Here is a 16,615-nt window from a genome sequence, read left to right as displayed (position 1 = left end):
GGGCGTGTGGTCGTGCTCGGGGCGCCGCCGTCCGCCGACGACCACCACCAGGCCGCGGCACAGCAGGGGCTGGAGGGTTTCGTCCGCTCCCTCGGCAAGGAGATCGGCCGCGGCCGCACGGTGAACCTGGTGCGGATCGCGGGGCCGGTGGGCGCCGCCGAGTCGACGCTGCGCTTCCTGCTCTCGCCGCGGTCCGCGTACGTCAGCGGCCAGGTCATCGAAGTCGGCACGCCCGAGGGCGAGTTGACTCCCCCGGCGGACTGGGCGCAGCCGCTGGCCGGGCGCACCGCGCTGATCACCGGCGCCGCCCGCGGCATCGGCGAGGCCGTCGCCGAGACGCTGGTCCGTGACGGGGCGCAGGTCGTCCTGCTCGACGTGCCGTCCGCCGAGAGCGACCTGGCGAAGGTCGCGCAGCGGCTCGGCGGGCGGGCCCTGCCGCTGGACATCACGGCGGACGACGCGGGCGAGCGGATCGCGGAGTTCGTCTCCGCGCCCGACGGCGGCCTCGACGTCGTCGTGCACAACGCGGGCATCACCCGGGACCGCCGCCTGGCCAACATGCCTGCCGAGCGCTGGAGTTCGGTCCTCGACGTGAACCTCGCGAGCGTGCTGCGCACAACCGACGCCCTGCTCAAGGCGGGGGCCGTACGACGCGGCGGGTCCATCGTCGCCACGGCGTCCATCGCCGGTATCGCGGGCAACGCCGGCCAGACCAACTACGCGGCGAGCAAGGCCGGCATCGTCGGCCTCGTACGGTCGCTCGCCCCGCGGGCCGCCGCCGAGCACGGCGTCACCGTGAACGCGGTGGCCCCCGGCTTCATCGAGACGAAGATGACGGCGGCCGTCCCCCTCTTCATCCGGGAGGCGGGACGCCGCATGAACTCGCTCGGCCAGGGCGGACTCCCGGTGGACGTGGCGGAGACGACGGCCTGGTTCGCGTCCGCGGCCTCCGGGTCCGTCAACGGGCAGGTGGTCAGGGTCTGCGGCCAGAGCCTGCTGGGCGCCTGACGGGCGGCGCCCTTGCGCCGCGCACCCTGGGAGGGCACGCGAAGTGCGCATCCCCGGGGGCGCGGAGCCCTGCGGGCAAGCCCCACCGGGCCGGATCGCACCACACACCAGACGCACCGCCGAGCCGGATCGCACCGCCCAGACGCCCCACTCACCGGACCGCCCCGCCCACCGGACCGAGACCAGCAGCCCTACGGCGAGAAGGACCAGCAGAAGATGCCCCGCACCACCACCCTGACCTCACCCCCGGCCCTGCTCCCCCAGATGCTCCGCGGAGCGCTCACGTCCCCCCTCAAGCGCCCCCGCCCCGACGCGGACCTCCCCGGCACCCGGCTGACCGTCCCCGGGACGACCGTCAAGGCCGCCCACCTCGCCGCCTACGAACGCACCTGCGGCTTCGCGACGGGCCGGTCCGAACTTCCGGTCACCTACCCGCACGTCCTCGGGTTCCCCCTCGCCATGCGGCTGATGTCGGAGCGCGCGTTCCCGCTGCCGCTGCTCGGGCTCGTCCACACGTCCCTCGACATCACCCAGGATCGCGACCTGTCCCCCGCGGACACGTACCAACTGAGCGTGTCCGTGACGCAGTTGCGGCCCCACCGGCGCGGCACCGAGGCCGTGGTCGGCACGGAGCTGCTCGCCGACGGCGACGCCACCCCGGCGTGGCGGTCCACCAGCACCTACCTGGCCCGGCACAAGACGTCCGGGACGACGGCCGCACCCCAGGACGGGACGCCCGAGCCCCTCCCCGCGCTCAAGCGCTGGGACCTGGCGGGCGACCTCGGCCGCCGCTACGCCGCCGCGTCCGGCGACCGCAACCCCATCCACCTGCACCCGCTCACGGCCCGCCTCTTCGGCTTCCCCCGCGCCATCGCCCACGGCATGTGGACGGCCGCCCGCTGCCTGGCGGAGTTCGGGGCGCACGGGCCCGTCCACGTACAGGCACAGTTCAGGGCGCCGGTACTGCTCCCCGGCACCGTGACGTACGCGGCGAAGGGGCCGGCCTTCGAGCTGAGGGCGGCGAAGGACGACCGGGTCCACCTCACCGGCCGCGCCGAGCCGCTAACGGACTGACCAGCGCCGCCCGTCCATCAGATTCCCCAGGCCCGCCCACGCGAAGTTCATCATCGTCGCGGCGGCCTCCTTCGCGGACACGGACGGATCGGTGTTCGCCCACCCCGCGAGGGCCTCGGCCGCGCCCACCAGGGCCTGTGCCAGGCCCACGACCTCCCGCTCGGCCAGCTCGGGGTCGTCGTGCGCCGCGCGCGCGGCCCGCGCGATGAGCGACGTCACGAACGCGACGATCTCCTCGCGCATCGCCCCGACCTCGGCCACGAACGGGTCCCCGCCCGACCGCGCCTGGCTGTGCAGCACCGCCCACCCCTCGGGGTGCTCGGCGGTGTGCGTGAAGAAGGCGGTGAGCCCGTCCCACAGTTGCCGGTCGGCGGCCACGTCGGTGCTCACCCCGGCGCGCACGGCGGCGACCAGCGCATCCGCCTCGCGCCGGATGCAGGCGGTGAACAGGTCTTCCTTCGAGTTCAGGTACAGGTACACCAACGGCTTGGAGACACCGGCCAGTTCGGCGATCTCGTCCATCGACGCGGCCTGGTACCCCCGCTCGCCGAACACCCGCACCGCGGCGTCGACCATCTGCCGCTCCCGCTCGGCCCTGGGCATCCGCTTCTGCCGCTGCTTCGCACCCACCTCGTCCCCCGCCTTCCCGCGCATTACGTTCACGGGTCAGCGTACGTTCAGTGCGAGGGACGGGCGGTTCACCGCCCGGAGGCGCCGGGCGGGGCGGCCAGCGGCGCGATCAGCACGTCGACACGGGAGCCGAGCCTCGCCGCGATGCCCTCGCGCAGCGGCCCGTGGACCTCGTCGTCGAGTTGCAGCACCTGCGCACTGCCGAGGAACGCGTCGGCAGCGTGGAGATCCGTGCGCAGCAGCCGTACGAGAACGGTGGCGTCGTCCACCGCACGGAACCGGAATCGGCCCAGCCGCGCGACGACCGTGCCGCCGGTGAGCGCGGCGTGCGAAGGCGACGCGACCGTGCCCCGCCCCCCGAATCGGGGGGCGGGGCACGGTCGGTGGGTGACGAGCCGGGGGACGTCAGGCGGCGGCAGCCACCGCCGGCTGCGGCTCGTCGACGGGGGACGCCGTGACCTCGTTGTACTTGTCGTGGTCGAGGATCTTCTCGCGGGACGCGACGAGCACCGGGATCAGCGCTTGGCCGGCGACGTTGGTCGCCGTGCGCATCATGTCCAGGATCGGGTCGATCGCGAGGAGCAGGCCCACGCCCTCCAGCGGGAGGCCGAGCGTGGACAGGGTCAGGGTGAGCATGACCGTCGCGCCGGTGAGGCCGGCGGTGGCGGCCGAGCCGATCACCGAGACGAACGCGATGAGCAGGTACTCCTTGATGCCCATGTGGACGTCGAAGAAGTTGGCGACGAAGATCGCGGCGATGGCCGGGTAGATCGCGGCGCAGCCGTCCATCTTGGTGGTCGCGCCGAACGGCACGGCGAAGGAGGCGTAGTCCTTCGGGACGCCGAGGCGGACCGCCGACTGCTGGGTGACCGGCATGGTGCCGACCGAGGAGCGGGAGACGAACGCCAGCTGGATCGCGGGCCAGGCGCCCTTGAAGAACTGGAGCGGGTTCAGCTTCGCGACGGTGCTGAGCAGCAGCGGGTAGACGCCGAACAGGACCAGGGCGCAGCCGACGTAGATGTCGGCGGTGAAGGTCGCGTACTTGCCGAGGAGGTCCCAGCCGTACTCGACGATCGCGTTGCCGATGAGGCCGGCGGAGCCGATCGGGGAGAGCTTGATGACCCACCACAGGGCCTTCTGCAGCAGCTCCAGGACGGACTCGGAGAGGGTGAGGACCGGGGCGGCCTTCTCACCGATCTTCAGGATGGCGATGCCGGCGACGACGGCCATGAACACGATCTGCAGCACGTTCAGTTGGGTGAACGGCGTGATGACGTCGGTCGGGATGATGCCGGTGAGGAAGTCGATCCAGGAGCCCTGGGTGTCGGACTTCACGGCGTCCTTGGCCGAGAGCGACGTGCCGTCGCCGGGGTTGGTCAGCAGGCCGATGGCGAGGCCGATGACGACCGCGATCAGCGACGTGATCATGAACCAGAGGAGGGTGCGGCCGGCGAGCCGGGCGGCGTTGTCGACCTTCCGCAGGTTGGTGATCGACACGAGGATCGCGAAGAAGACGAGCGGGGCGACGGCCAGCTTCAGGAGCTGGACGAAGATGCTGCCGACCTTCTCCAGGGTCGAGGCGAGCCAGTCGATGTCGGCGGTGCGGGCGACGTAGCCGAGGACCAGGCCGAGGACGAGACCGAGCAGGACCTGGGCCCAGAACGGGATCTTCGGTATGCGGAAGCCGGACTTCTCGTCGGCTGCGGGGGTGTTCGCGGACACGGGGGCACTCCAGTGAGGACGCGCGGGGACAAGGCGGGGAGGTACGGGACGTACTGGAGCGGCGACCACGAGACGGGTCAGCGGCGCCGCTGCATCGGGAAGGCCGCGTCAGGCGCGACAGGCCGCGGACATGCAGCGGCAGAGATCGACATGCAGGCGCGCCACGAGCGGGACGCTCATGGCAATGCGGTGCGCTGCTGATGTCTTCATGACGGGAACGTTAACACCAGTGCTTTGAGAACATCAAAGGGCTTCTTTGGGGAAGCCGGGAGGCTCGTATGCCCCTTAAGCCGCATTTACCTTGAAAACACAGGCGGCCCCGACACCTGTACGGTGCCGGGGCCGAACCTTCTGTGACGTAACTTACGCGTCGGGACCTACGCGCCGTGGGCGCGGGCGGCGTCGTCCGCCTCGTCCTCCATGGTGCGGTTGGCGTCCATGTTGGCCTTCGCGCGGTCCACGCGGGCGACGATCTTCTCGGAGGCCCGGTCGCGCTCCTTGCGCAGCAGTACGAAGCTGAGGGGCGCGGAGATGACCAGCGAAAGCAGGGCGATCCACAGGTAGTTGGAGCCGCCGAGGCCGCGCGGAACGATGCCGGTGGAGACGAGACCCCAGACGACGAGGAAGCAGCCCACAAAGATGCCGAGGCGCATCAGCGTGTAGCGGAGCATGTCAATCCACTCTTCCGTTGCGAAATGGGTCCCTCCAGTGAAGCACGGGCCGGGGCAACCCTGTTGAGCGGTCCCGCATGTAATGGGTACGGTCGCTTCATGCCTCTTACCTTCACCCTCGATCCGTCGATCGATCCGGCCCTGCGCGACGGCGTCCTCGCCCTGTGGGCGGACGTCTCGAACGCGGGCGGGGCGGTCGGTTTCGTCCCGCCCGTCACGCCCGACGAGATACGCCCCGAGCTGGTGCGGCATCTCGCGGGGATCGCCGAGGGGCGCACCCGGCTGCTGGTCGGCCGCGACGAGCAGCGCACGGTCGCGGCGACGGCCTTCCTCTCCTTCAGCCAGCACCGCCTCATGCGCCACCACCTGTGGCTATACACGGTGATGGTGCACCCCGCGCACCAGGGCAAGGGGTACGGGCGGGCGCTCATGTCCGCCGCGCAGGACGCGGCCCGCGGCTTCGCCGGGATCGAGGCGCTGCGGCTGACGTGCCGCGGCGGCACGGGCGCGGACGCCTTCTATGCGGCGTGCGGCTACAAGGAGGTCGGCCGGGTCCCGGGGGCGATCCGCGTGGCCCCCGGGGACGACCGGGACGACGTGTTCATGATGCTGCCGCTCGGCTGAGGCCGGCCGGGGCGACGGCAGGCCGGCTTCGGCCGAGCGGCAGCGGGGAGAACGGGCGCGGGGCGTCAGACGCGCATCGCCTGCGGGGTGTCCCGCCGGGCCGCGTCCGGGCCCTCGTACTCGCGGATGATCTCGTAGCGCGTATTGCGCTCGACGGGCTGGAACCCGGCGTCGCGGATGAGGTCGAGCAGGTCCTCGCGCGTCAGCTTGTTCGGCGTGCCGTAGTTGTCGGCGTCGTGCGTGATCTTGTACTCGACGACCGAGCCGTCCATGTCGTCGGCGCCGTGCTGCAGCGCGAGCTGCGTGGTCTGCAGGCCGTGCATGACCCAGAAGCACTTCACGTGCGGCACATTGTCGAACAGCAGGCGCGAGACGGCGAAGGTCTTGAGGGCCTCGGCGCCGGTGGCCATGGTCGTGCGCGCCTGCAGGCGGTTCCTGACCTTGCCGTCCTTCATGTCGACGAAGTCGTGCTGGTAGCGCAGCGGGATGAAGACCTGGAAGCCGCCGGTCTCGTCCTGCAGTTCGCGCAGGCGCAGCACGTGGTCGACGCGGTGGCGCGGCTCCTCGATGTGCCCGTAGAGCATCGTCGAGGGGGTCTTGAGGCCCTTCTCGTGCGCCAGGCGGTGGATGCGCGACCAGTCCTCCCAGTGGGTGTCGTGGTCGACGATGTGCTGGCGGATCTCCCAGTCGAAGATCTCGGCGCCGCCGCCGGTCAGCGACTCCAGGCCGGCGTCGATCAGCTCGTCGAGGATCTCGGAGGCGGAGAGCCCGGAGATCTTCTCGAAGTGGTGGATCTCGGTGGCCGTGAACGCCTTGAGGCCGACGTGCGGCAGGGCCTCCTTGAGGGCCTTGAGCGAGCGCGGGTAGTAGCGCCAGGGGAGGTTCGGGTGCAGGCCGTTGACGATGTGCAGTTCGGTGAGGTTCTCCGACTCCATCGCCTGGGCGAGCTTGACGGCCTCCTCGATGCGCATCGTGTACGCGTCCTTCTCGCCCGGCTTGCGCTGGAACGAGCAGTAGGCGCAGGAGGCGGTGCACACATTGGTCATGTTGAGGTGGCGGTTGACGTTGAAGTGGACGACGTCGCCGTTCTTCCTCGTCCGCACCTCGTGGGCGAGGCCGCCGAGCCAGGCCAGGTCGTCCGACTCGTAGAGCGCGATGCCGTCCTCGCGGGACAGCCGCTCACCGTCCGCGACCTTCTGCTCCAGCTCGCGCTTGAGCCCTGCGTCCATGCCCGTACCTCTCCTCAAATCAAAGACTTCGCCCACCGTACGCCCCCGCACCGACAGCGCTTCTCACACCTCTTCGGGGAGCTCACCCACCCTGTTCTCCCACTTCGTGGAGAGCACGATCGTGGTGCGCGTGCGGGAGACGCCCTTGGTGCCGCTGAGGCGGCGGATGGTCTTCTCCAGGCCGTCGACGTCGCCGATGCGCACCTTGAGCATGTAGGAGTCGTCGCCCGCGATGAACCAGCAGTCCTCGATCTCGTGCAGGTCCTTCAGGCGGCGTGCGACGTCCTCGTGGTCGGCGGCGTCGGAGAGCGAGATGCCGATGAGCGCGGTGACACCGAGGCCGAGCGAGGCGGAGTCGACGGTGGCGCGGTAGCCGGTGATGACCCCGGCCGCCTCCAGGCGGTTGATGCGGTCCGTGACGCTCGGCCCGGACAGGCCGACGAGCCGGCCCAACTCCGCATACGAGGCGCGGCCGTTCTCGCGCAGGGCCTGGATGAGCTGCCTGTCCACGGCGTCCATAGGTCCAAAGCCTTTCATTATTCAGCGTTGACGCGAGTTTACGTGTAGAATCTAAGGCGTGCGGGGATGACACCCCGCAAGATCTAAAGCTCAGTCAGCGAATCACCGAAGATCCGCCGATTCATCGAATTTCAGGAGTGTTGTCACCGTGTTCACGATCGAGATGGCCTACGCCCGCATGCGCGAGATGCAGGACCAGGCCAATCGTTCCCGTGTCCACCAGTCCGCCGTCGCCGGGCGCCGCGCGAACAAGCAGTCGCCCGCCCGCGCCAAGAAGCGCTAACGCTCACGAGAGCCTCCCCCCAGCTCTCCCTCCCAACGGCGGTACAGCGTGTGCGGCACTCCCGCCGCGTCCAGCGCCCGCCCCGCGACGAAGTCCACGAGATCCTGGATGTGCGTCGCACCCGCGTAGAACGCCGGCGAGGCGGGCAGCACGACAGCGCCCGCCTCGTCGAGCGTCACGAGGTGCTTGAGCGTCTGCCCGTTCAGCGGCGTCTCCCGTACCGCCACCACCAGCGTGCGCCGCTCCTTGAGCGTCACGCTCGCCGCGCGCTGCAGCAGGTCCTTCGACAGGCCGAGGGCCACTCCCGCGACGCACGCCGTCGATGCGGGCACCACGATCATGCCCTTGACCGGGTACGAGCCCGAGGACGGACCGGCCGCCAGGTCGCCCGCCGGCCAGTGCCGTACGTCGCTCAGGTCGATGCCGCCGAACGTGCCCGGCTTGCCGTCCGCGCCCCGCGCCAGCCACTCCCTCAGGTCCTCGCGCCAGTGCGCGTCCCGGAACGAGATCCCGGTCTCGTCGAGCAGCGTGAGCCGCGAGGCCCGCGAGACGACCAGGTCCACGGCCTCGCCCGCGGCGAGGAGCGCACGCAGCACCGAGGCGGCGTACGGGGTCCCTGACGCACCGGACACCCCGACGACCCAGGGGGTGCGGCTGTTTGCGTTGACGTGCTCCACACCACGAGCCTATCCGGCGGCCCACAATGGGAACTTGCGCAGGGGCCGTAGGCGTTGGGTCCGTAACAGGCGGGCCCATGGGGGTGGGGGCTGACATGGCGAACGGCACGGGTGCGGTACGGACGACCGGGCGGGCGATGGCCGCCGGTCAGCTGATGGTCGGCTGGGTGGCACTGCTGTGGCTGCTCGAAGCGGTCGACGCGGCGTCGGGGCACGCCCTCGACAGTTTCGGCATACAGCCGCGCGACCCCTCCGAGCTGGTCGACGTCGTCCCGGCGTCCTTCATCCACTTCGGCTTCGGCCACGTCGCGGCGAACTCGATCCCGCTGCTCGTCCTCGGCTTCATCGCGGCGCTCTCCGGCATCCGCCGCTTCCTGCTGGCCAGTGCGCTGATCGTCGTCGCGGACGGCCTCGGGGTGTGGCTGGTGGCGCCCGCCCACTCGAACACGGCGGGCGCGTCGGGCCTGATATTCGGCCTGTTCGGCTTCGTCGTGCTCAGCGGTTTCGTGGAGCGCCGCCCCCTCGGCATCGTCGTCGGTGTGCTGGTGGCCGCGTACTGGGGCACGACGTTCCTCGCGGGCCTGTCCCCGACGAACGACGGCGTGAGCTGGCAGGGACACCTGATCGGGCTGGTCGCGGGGGTGGCGGCGGCGTTCGTGCTGCGGCGAACTAGCCCCGGTTCTGAGCGGGTGCGCCAGGGTCGACGGGGAACTGCGCTGTAGCGATGACCAACGCACCGAGCGGGGAGTCCACGCGAACATCGGTGCCGTACAGGACGGTGTCCTGGCCCCGATAGCCGTCCGGCCCAGGGTTCCACATGGTCACGCAGTGGCCCTGGAGCGGATCGAGAATCAGGTAGTTGGCAATGCCGCGAGAGGCGTACCAGCGGGACTTGATCTCGTAATCGCGCTTGATACTGCCCTTGGGAACGACTTCCACGACAAGCTCGACGAGATCGGGAGAGTACGCGCTCTTGTTCTTCTCGACGTCCGGCGCAGGGATGACGGCCAGGTCAGGGCAGAACTCGTTCTCGTCGTCGAACGGGAAGGCCACGTCGCTGGTAAAGCCCCAATCCGGGCCCACCTGCGCCTCCAGCGCGTTCCAGACCAGGCGGATGGTCTGCCCGTGATGCGGCTTGACCGGACTCGTCATGATGTTGCCCTCGACGATCTCCATGCGGTAGCCGGGGAACATGTCCTCGAACCGGCTGGGCTGCGAGTGCAGGCGGTCGCTTTCCGTGGTCGTCACGGTGGCCCTCCCTGGGTCCTGCTCTCGATGGTAGGCCGCACGTCACGAGCGCGTACGGCCGTGCGTCCGCCCTTCCCGGCGGCTTCACCCGCAAGTGATCCATCGCCGAGCGTCCCGGCCCACGCCCCGGCAACTAAACCGTCAGCCCCCGCACCAGCAGATCCAGCAGGGCGCACACGAACAGGGCGATCCCGATGAAGCCGTTGACCTGGAAGAACGCCCGGTTGAGGCGGGACAGGTCGTGCGGCTTGACGATGCTGTGCTCGTACAGGAAGGCCCCGGCGACGATCACCAGGCCGACCCAGAAGAAGGTGCCGGCGCCGGTGGCCAGCGCGTACCAGACGAACAGGGCCGTCGTGAGGAAGTGGCAGACCCGCGCGCCCCAGATGGCGGCCGGGATGCCGAAGCGGGCCGGCACCGACATGACGCCGACCTCGCGGTCGGTCTCCACGTCCTGGCACGCGTAGATCAGGTCGAAGCCGCCGATCCAGATGCCGACGGCGAGACCGAGGATCACCGCGTCCCACGACCAGGACCCGGTGATGGCGATCCACGCGCCGATCGGCCCCATGGCCTGCGCGAGCCCGAGGATGGCCTGCGGGAAGTTCGTGAACCGCTTGCCGTACGGGTAGACGACCATCGGGATCACCGCGATGGGCGCGAGCGCCAGGCACAGCGGGTTCAGGAGCGCGGCCGACGCCAGGAAGATGACCAGCGCGATCAGCGCGCCGGTCCACGCCGACTTCACCGACACCGCGCCCGTGACGAGTTCGCGGTGCGCGGTGCGCGGGTTGCGGGCGTCGATCTCCCGGTCGATGATCCGGTTCGCCGCCATCGCGAACGTACGCAGACCCACCATGCAGATGGTGACCAGGAGCAGCCGGCCCCAGTGGATGTTCTTGTCCAGCTCGAACATCGCGGTCAGCGCCGCGGTGTAGGCGAAGGGCAGCGCGAAGACCGAGTGCTCGATCATGACCAGGCGCAGGAACGCCTTGGTCCGGCCCGGCTGCTGCGGGATCGCTGCGGAAGCGCTGCTCACGAGAGTCCGTACTCCTTCCAGCGGCGGTCCACGAGGGCCGCCGTTCGGGGGTCGGAGACGACCATCTCGGGCCAGCCCCCGTCCCGCGTGTAGCCCTCCTCGGGCCACTTCCTCGTCGCGTCGATGCCCGCCTTGCCGCCCCAGAACTGCTGGTAGGAGGCGTGGTCGAGGTGGTCGACGGGACCTTCGGCGACGGTCAGGTCACGGGCGTAGTCCGTGTTCCCGAGCGCGCGCCACGAGACTTCATGAAGATCGTGGACGTCGCAATCGGAGTCGACGACGACGATCAGCTTGGTCAGCGACATCATGTGCGCGCCCCAGATGGCGTGCATGACCTTCTGCGCGTGCTTCGGGTACTTCTTGTCGATCGAGACGATGGCGCAGTTGTGGAAGCCGCCGGACTCCGGCAGGTGGTAGTCCACGATGTCCGGGACGATCACCTTGAGCAGCGGCAGGAAGAAGCGCTCCGTCGCCCGGCCGAGCGGGCCGTCCTCGGTCGGCGGCCGCCCGACGACGATGGACTGCAGCAGCGGACGCCTGCGCATCGTGACGCAGTCGATCGTCAGCGCGGGGAACGGCTCCTGCGGCGTGTAGAAGCCGGTGTGGTCGCCGAACGGCCCCTCGGGGAGCATCTCGCCCGGCTCCAGCCACCCCTCGATGACGACTTCCGCGTTGGCCGGGACCTGCAACGGCACCGTCTTGCAGTCGACCATCTCGACGCGCTTGCCCTGGATGAACCCGGCCAGCATGTACTCGTCCATGTCGCCGGGCAGCGGCGCCGTCGACGCGTACGTCACGGCCGGCGGGCACCCGAAGGCGATGGCGACCGGCAGCTTCTCGCCCTTGCGGGCGGCCACTTGGTAGTGGTTGCGGCTGTCCTTGTGGATCTGCCAGTGCATGCCGATGGTGCGCTTGTCGTGGCGCTGCAGCCGGTAGAGCCCGAGGTTGCGCACGCCGGACTCCGGGTCCTTGGTGTGCGTCAGCCCCAGGTTGAAGAAGGAGCCGCCGTCCTCGGGCCAGGTGAACAGCGCCGGGAGCCGGTCGAGGTCGACGTCGTCGCCGGTGAGCACGACCTCCTGGACGGGGGCGTCCTTGACCTTGCGCGGCGGCACGTGGGTCATGGCGCCGAGCTTGCCGAACGCCTCGCGGATGCCGACGAAGCCCTGCGGCAGCTCGGGCTTGAGCAGCCCGCCGATCTTCTCGCTGATGTCGCTGTACGCCTTCAGGCCGAGCGCCTTCAGCAGCCGCCGGTCGGTCCCGTACACGTTCATCGCGAGGGGCATCGCCGAGCCCTTCACGTTCTCGAAGAGCAGGGCCGGACCGCCGGACTTCTGCACGCGGTCGACGATCTCACCGACCTCCAGAAAGGGGTCGACCTCGGCCTTGATGCGCTTGAGGTCGCCCTCGCGCTCCAGTGCCCTCAGCAGGGAGCGAAGATCGTCGTAAGCCATGCGTTCCAGTATCCGGCAACCGCTACCCTGGCCCGGTCACCGGGGGCCGTCTGCGGCCCCGTACCGCTCCTTGGGGGACCGCGACACCATGCTCCGCTACCTGCCGTTCCTGCTGGTCCTGGCGCTGTGGATCTACGCGTTCATCGACTGTCTGAACACGCCCGAGGAAGAGGTCCGCGGCCTGCCCAAGGTGGTGTGGGTCCTCATCATCCTGCTCTTCGGCGAGGTCCTCGTCGGGCCGGTCGCGTGGCTGGTGGCCGGCAAGCGGCGCCAGGCGCCCGCCGGCGGTTCCGCGCCGGCGCCGTGGCACCGCGACCACCGCACCCGGTACGTCGCCCCGGACGACAACCCCGAGTTCCTGGCCTCCCTCGACGACGCGCACAAGAAGGACGAGGCGCAGCTCAAGGACTGGGAAGCCGACCTGCGGCGCCGCGAGGAGGAGCTCAGGCGCCGCGAGGGCGAGCAGGGCACGGACTGAGCCGGGGCCCCTCGGACCCGCGGGCGGCGTGCCGCACACTGGATGCGGAACACCTCCCTCCGCCACCGCATCCCCCTGAAGGCCATGTCCAGACCCCCGCATGACCCGGCGCCCGACGTCGCGACCGGCCCCGACAAGCTCATCGCCGTCGAGGAGCACGGGGCCGAACCCGTGCCGCACGAGCGGCGCCACGGCAGCCCGCGCCAGTTGCTCTGGACGTGGGCCTCGCCCCAGGTCGGGTTCGCGACGGTGTTCATCGGGGTGCTGTCGGTCTCCGCGTTCGGCCTGGGTTTCTGGCAGGCCGCCGCCGCACTGGTGCTCGGCGCCGGGCTCGGCTCGCTGGCGCACGGGGTGCTCTCCACGGACGGGCCGCGCTTCGGCGTCCCGCAGATGGTGATCGGCCGGCTCTCCTTCGGGTACCGGGGCAACGCCCTGCCGTCCGCGGTCAACGCGCTGGTCTCGGGCGTCGGCTGGTTCGCCGTGAACAGCGTCGGCGGCGCCTTCGCGCTCAATTCGCTGACCGGACTCGCCCCGCTGCCGAGCCTGCTGATCCTCGTCGTCCTCGAGGTCGTCATCGGGTACGTCGGCCATGACCTGGTGCACCGCTTCGAGCGGTACGCCTTCCCCGTCCTCGCCGTGATCTTCCTGCTCGCCGGGGTGTGGATCTTCAAGGGCGCGCCCCTCGAAGGGTCCGGATCCGGCGGCGGGTTCGGCGGGTTCATGCTCGCCTTCAGCGCCGTCTTCGGGTTCACCGCCGGATGGAATCCGTGCGCCGCCGACTACGCCCGCTATCTGCCGGCCGACACCCCGCGCCGCGCCACCGCCTGGTACTCGGGCCTCGGCCTGTTCGTGTCGGTCGCCGTGGTGTCCGTGATCGGCGCGGCCTCGGGCACCCTCGCCGCGCCCGCCGGGGCGAGCCCCACCGATGCCTTCACCGGCCACCTCCCTGGCTGGCTCGGCAACCTCACCCTCGTCGCGATCGTCCTCGGCGCCATGGCCGCGTCCACCCTGAACGTCTACTCGGCGGCCGTCTCCCTGTCCTCCCTGTCGCTCCCCCTGCCGAGCCGGCTGGGCCGCGCCTCGCTCGTCGCGTTCGTCGGCGCCGTCGGCACCGCCGCCGGCTGGGCCTCGCTCGCCGACGCGGGCCACGCCTTCGAGAACTTCCTGCTCGTCATCGCGTACTGGATCGCGCCCTGGCTCGGCGTCGTCCTGATGGAGCACCGGCTGCGCGCGCTGTCCGCCGACGCGCTCGCCGCCCGGCTCCAGGACCGCACGTTCACCAGTCCCGCGGGCCTGGTCGCGCTGCTCGCCGGCGTCGCGGTGTCGGTGCCGCTGTTCTCCAACCAGACCGTGTTCGTCGGCTGGGTACCGTCGCAGTGGCCGGGCGTCGGCGACCTGACCTGCCCGGTCGGCTTCGCGCTCGGCGCCCTCCTGTACGCGCTGCTGCGCCGGCGCGACACCACGAACCCCCTTCCGTAAGAAAGGCCGTACGTCATGGATCTCGATCTCGCCCGCACCTGGCTCGCCACCGCCGTCGAGGAGGCGAGGGCCGGTCTCGCCGAGGGCGGCATCCCGATCGGCGGCGCCCTGTACTCGGCCGACGGCACGGTCCTCGGCCGCGGTCACAACCGGCGCGTGCAGGACGCGGACCCGTCCGTGCACGGCGAGACCGACGCGTTCCGCAACGCCGGCCGGCAGCGCTCGTACAAGGGCACCACGATGGTGACCACGCTCAGCCCCTGCTGGTACTGCTCCGGTCTGGTGCGGCAGTTCGGCATCTCGCGCGTGATCATCGGCGAGGCGCGCACCTTCCACGGCGGGCACGACTGGCTGGCCGAGCACGGCGTCGAGATCGTGCTGCTCGACGACCCCGGGTGCGTGGCCATGATGGAGGACTTCATCGCGGCCAAGCCGGAGCTGTGGAACGAGGACATCGGCGAGTAACCCGGCCCGCCCCGCCTCCGCCTGTTGCCGAGTGTTCGCTTCGCGTCGTACAGTCGGCGACGTCAGGTGTTCGCTTCGCGGCGAACACTCGCGTCTGCGGAGGTGTACGCCATGCGTGCGGTGCGGTTCGACGAGTACGGCGGTCCCGAGGTCCTGACGGCGGTGGACGTGGACGTCCCCGCCCCCGGGCCCGGCCAGGTGGCGATCGACGTCGCGTACGCCGGGGTGAACTTCGCCGACATCAAGGCGCGCGCCGAGGGCTACCGGGTGCCGGCCCTGCCCTTCGTCCCCGGTCTGGAGGTGTCCGGCCGGATCCGCGCGCTGGGCACGGGCGTCGAGGGCCTCGCCGTCGGCCAGGAGGTGGCCGCGCTGACCGAGGGCGGTGCGTACGCGGAGGTCGTCGTGGCCGACGCCGTCACGGTCTTCCCGCTGCCCGCCGGCCTCACCCTGCGCACCGCCGCCACGCTGCCGACCGTGCTGCCGACGGCGTACGCGCTGCTGCACTCGGTGGGGCGGCTGCAGCCCGGCGAGAGCGTGCTGGTGCAGGGCGCGGCGGGCGGAGTCGGCACGGTGGCCGGGCAGTTGGCGCGGGCCGCGGGGGCGGGACGGGTCATCGGGGTGGTGTCCGGCGCGGCCAAGGCGGAGTACGCGCGCAAGTACGGCTACGACGACGTGGTGCTGACCGACGGATTCGGCTCGGCCGTACGGGAGTTGACCGGCGGCCGCGGGGTGGACCTGGCGCTCGACCCGGTCGGCGGCGACGCCCTGCGCGAGTCGCTCGGCGCGCTCGCGGTCTTCGGCCGGCTCGTCTCCTTCGGCAACGCCTCGTCCGCCCCGGCCTGGCAGGTGGGCCAGCCCGAGCTGTACCCGACGGCGCTCTCGGTGAGCGGTTTCTCGATCCTCACGCTGGCCAGGACCGCTCCCGGGGAGCTGCGGGCGCTCGCCGAACGGGCCTTCGCCGTACCGGGCATCGAGCTGCCGGTCACCGCCGAGTTCGCCCTGCGGGACGCGGCCGAGGCGCACCGGCTCATCGCGTCGCGGACCAGTACGGGGAAGCTGTTGCTGCGGGTGGCGCAGTAGCTCCGCGCCGTCCCCCGCGGCGGGCCGTCGAGCGGTCCCCCGTGCCGCTCGACGGCCCTCGGATGTGCGGGCACGGTGACCAGTGTGGCGCGCGAAGGCCTAGAACTGGAATACTTTTCTAGAAAATCACTATAGAAACCACGAACGGAACCAGGCGTTCTACGCCGCGTTTCCGGGCCGGCGGCCCCATGAGCGAGTCCCCATGCGCGAGTCCCCATGAGCAAGTCACCGTGAGCGAGTCACCATGACCCCCAAGCAGGCACGCGGCGCCGAGACCTCCGACCGCCTCCTCGACACCGCCCTTCGCCTCTACGCCGACGGCGGCGAGGCGGGCATCACGGTCAGCGCCCTGACCAAGGAGAGCGGGGTCAGTCCCGGCAGCCTGTACCACCATTTCGGCAGCGTCGACGGGCTGATGAACGCGCTGCTGATGCGCTGGCTCGGCCGTCTCCTGGGCGAGTTGGGCCCGCCGCTGGCCCACGCCCGCAGCGCCCGCGACGGCATCCGCGCACTCACCCGGGCGTATCTGGCGTTCCTCTCGCACCACCCGGACGCGGCCCGGCTGCTGCACTCCTCGCGCGCCGACCGGCTGACGATGACGCAGGCCCGGCAACTGCGGGACGCCCAGGAGGCGCGGCTGTCCCCGCTGACGCAATGGGTCCGCGGACACGTCGCGTCGGGCGAACTGGCCGCGCTGCCCGAGCCGCTGCTGGAGGCGATGATCCTGGGCCCGGTCATCGGGGTGGCCCGCAGCTGGCTGGCCGGGGTCGGCGACATCGACCTCGACCAGGCCGCGCACCTCCTGCCCGAGCGGATCTGGCGCTCCGTCGCCGCCTGAGCCCCGGCTCCGGGAACGCGCGGCCCGCTATATACGGGATACGGGCCCGAACGGCATACGTGCCGTACGGCGAAGGCCGGTTCCCGTCGTCCGCATCACG

The 16,615-nt window shown here is 70.9% G+C and carries 20 protein-coding genes; 10 read left to right on the top strand and 10 right to left on the bottom strand.

Annotated features, from left to right (window positions below):
* Both G3I40_RS05780 and G3I40_RS05775 read left to right on the top strand, forming a co-directional pair.
* A partial coding sequence (locus G3I40_RS05780; protein WP_164301068.1) for a 3-oxoacyl-ACP reductase occupies positions 1-1,008 on the top strand: 1,008 nt, incomplete at its 5' end.
* Between the two features lie 216 nt (positions 1,009-1,224).
* Positions 1,225-2,082, top strand: a complete 858-nt coding sequence (locus tag G3I40_RS05775) for a MaoC/PaaZ C-terminal domain-containing protein (RefSeq protein WP_164301067.1) — start codon at positions 1,225-1,227, stop codon at positions 2,080-2,082.
* On the opposite strand, the gene G3I40_RS05770 is transcribed toward G3I40_RS05775, so the two are convergent.
* The 4 genes from G3I40_RS05770 to G3I40_RS05755 form a co-directional block, all read right to left on the bottom strand.
* The gene (locus G3I40_RS05770; RefSeq protein ID WP_164301074.1) at positions 2,071-2,736 is read right to left on the bottom strand and encodes a TetR/AcrR family transcriptional regulator; all 666 of its coding nucleotides are present in this window, start codon (positions 2,734-2,736) and stop codon (positions 2,071-2,073) included. The genes G3I40_RS05775 and G3I40_RS05770 overlap by 12 nt on opposite strands.
* 44 nt (positions 2,737-2,780) lie before the next feature.
* Positions 2,781-2,981 carry a hypothetical protein gene (locus G3I40_RS05765; protein ID WP_164301066.1) on the bottom strand — a complete coding sequence of 67 codons (201 nt, stop codon included), beginning with the start codon at positions 2,979-2,981 and terminating at the stop codon, positions 2,781-2,783.
* Positions 2,982-3,117: 136 nt separating this feature from the next.
* Positions 3,118-4,434 (bottom strand): dicarboxylate/amino acid:cation symporter, encoded by a 1,317-nt coding sequence (locus G3I40_RS05760; RefSeq protein WP_164301065.1) that lies wholly within the window; start codon positions 4,432-4,434, stop codon positions 3,118-3,120.
* Between the two features lie 377 nt (positions 4,435-4,811).
* Entirely contained in the window at positions 4,812-5,105 is a 294-nt protein-coding gene (locus tag G3I40_RS05755) for a DUF4229 domain-containing protein (RefSeq protein WP_164301064.1), read from the bottom strand.
* A 99-nt stretch (positions 5,106-5,204) separates the two neighbouring features.
* Between G3I40_RS05755 and G3I40_RS05750 the strand changes: the two genes are divergently transcribed.
* Entirely contained in the window at positions 5,205-5,729 is a 525-nt protein-coding gene (locus G3I40_RS05750) for a GNAT family N-acetyltransferase (protein WP_164301063.1), read from the top strand.
* Between the two features lie 65 nt (positions 5,730-5,794).
* Here G3I40_RS05750 and mqnE read toward each other — a convergent pair whose 3' ends face one another.
* Both mqnE and G3I40_RS05740 read right to left on the bottom strand, forming a co-directional pair.
* On the bottom strand, positions 5,795-6,958 hold the full coding sequence (gene mqnE / locus G3I40_RS05745; RefSeq protein WP_164301062.1) for an aminofutalosine synthase MqnE: 1,164 nt from the start codon (positions 6,956-6,958) through the stop codon (positions 5,795-5,797).
* Positions 6,959-7,021: 63 nt separating this feature from the next.
* On the bottom strand, positions 7,022-7,477 hold the full coding sequence (locus G3I40_RS05740) for an Lrp/AsnC family transcriptional regulator (protein WP_164301061.1): 456 nt from the start codon (positions 7,475-7,477) through the stop codon (positions 7,022-7,024).
* Positions 7,478-7,625: 148 nt separating this feature from the next.
* Between G3I40_RS05740 and G3I40_RS47890 the strand changes: the two genes are divergently transcribed.
* Entirely contained in the window at positions 7,626-7,760 is a 135-nt protein-coding gene (locus tag G3I40_RS47890; RefSeq protein WP_275410146.1) for a hypothetical protein, read from the top strand.
* Here G3I40_RS47890 and G3I40_RS05735 read toward each other — a convergent pair.
* Positions 7,757-8,437, bottom strand: coding sequence for a UbiX family flavin prenyltransferase (locus G3I40_RS05735; protein ID WP_164301060.1), 681 nt, complete (start codon positions 8,435-8,437; stop codon positions 7,757-7,759). The genes G3I40_RS47890 and G3I40_RS05735 overlap by 4 nt on opposite strands.
* A gap of 95 nt (positions 8,438-8,532) precedes the next feature.
* Here G3I40_RS05735 and G3I40_RS05730 point away from each other — a divergent pair, with 95 nt between their 5' ends.
* Complete coding sequence (locus G3I40_RS05730; protein WP_164301059.1) at positions 8,533-9,159, top strand: rhomboid family intramembrane serine protease; 627 nt, start codon at positions 8,533-8,535, stop codon at positions 9,157-9,159.
* Here G3I40_RS05730 and G3I40_RS05725 read toward each other — a convergent pair.
* The 3 genes from G3I40_RS05725 to G3I40_RS05715 all read right to left on the bottom strand — a co-directional run bounded on the left by G3I40_RS05725 (position 9,107) and on the right by G3I40_RS05715 (position 12,175).
* On the bottom strand, positions 9,107-9,685 hold the full coding sequence (locus tag G3I40_RS05725) for a Uma2 family endonuclease (protein WP_164301058.1): 579 nt from the start codon (positions 9,683-9,685) through the stop codon (positions 9,107-9,109). The genes G3I40_RS05730 and G3I40_RS05725 overlap by 53 nt on opposite strands.
* Positions 9,686-9,818: 133 nt before the next feature.
* Positions 9,819-10,724 (bottom strand): menaquinone biosynthesis prenyltransferase MqnP, encoded by a 906-nt coding sequence (mqnP, locus tag G3I40_RS05720; protein ID WP_164301057.1) that lies wholly within the window; start codon positions 10,722-10,724, stop codon positions 9,819-9,821.
* Complete coding sequence (locus tag G3I40_RS05715) at positions 10,721-12,175, bottom strand: menaquinone biosynthesis decarboxylase (protein WP_164301056.1); 1,455 nt, start codon at positions 12,173-12,175, stop codon at positions 10,721-10,723. The genes mqnP and G3I40_RS05715 overlap by 4 nt, the downstream gene beginning before the upstream one ends.
* Before the next feature lie 88 nt (positions 12,176-12,263).
* On the opposite strand from G3I40_RS05715, the gene G3I40_RS05710 reads away from it, so the two are divergent.
* The 5 genes from G3I40_RS05710 to G3I40_RS05690 all read left to right on the top strand — a co-directional run bounded on the left by G3I40_RS05710 (position 12,264) and on the right by G3I40_RS05690 (position 16,515).
* Complete coding sequence (locus G3I40_RS05710; RefSeq protein WP_164301055.1) at positions 12,264-12,653, top strand: PLD nuclease N-terminal domain-containing protein; 390 nt, start codon at positions 12,264-12,266, stop codon at positions 12,651-12,653.
* A gap of 84 nt (positions 12,654-12,737) precedes the next feature.
* Positions 12,738-14,132 (top strand): cytosine permease, encoded by a 1,395-nt coding sequence (locus G3I40_RS05705; RefSeq protein WP_164301054.1) that lies wholly within the window; start codon positions 12,738-12,740, stop codon positions 14,130-14,132.
* Between the two features lie 15 nt (positions 14,133-14,147).
* Positions 14,148-14,597 (top strand): nucleoside deaminase, encoded by a 450-nt coding sequence (locus G3I40_RS05700; protein ID WP_164301053.1) that lies wholly within the window; start codon positions 14,148-14,150, stop codon positions 14,595-14,597.
* Between the two features lie 111 nt (positions 14,598-14,708).
* Positions 14,709-15,677, top strand: coding sequence for a zinc-binding dehydrogenase (locus G3I40_RS05695; protein WP_164301052.1), 969 nt, complete (start codon positions 14,709-14,711; stop codon positions 15,675-15,677).
* A 244-nt stretch (positions 15,678-15,921) separates the two neighbouring features.
* On the top strand, positions 15,922-16,515 hold the full coding sequence (locus G3I40_RS05690) for a TetR/AcrR family transcriptional regulator (RefSeq protein ID WP_164301051.1): 594 nt from the start codon (positions 15,922-15,924) through the stop codon (positions 16,513-16,515).
* The last annotated feature ends 100 nt before the right edge of the window (positions 16,516-16,615 follow it).

Origin of the sequence: Streptomyces sp. SID14478 (genome assembly GCF_010548525.1) — a bacterium.
GTDB lineage: Bacteria > Actinomycetota > Actinomycetes > Streptomycetales > Streptomycetaceae > Streptomyces.
Note: the sequence above shows the minus strand (reverse complement) of the source record. Positions and strands in the feature narration are given on the sequence as shown.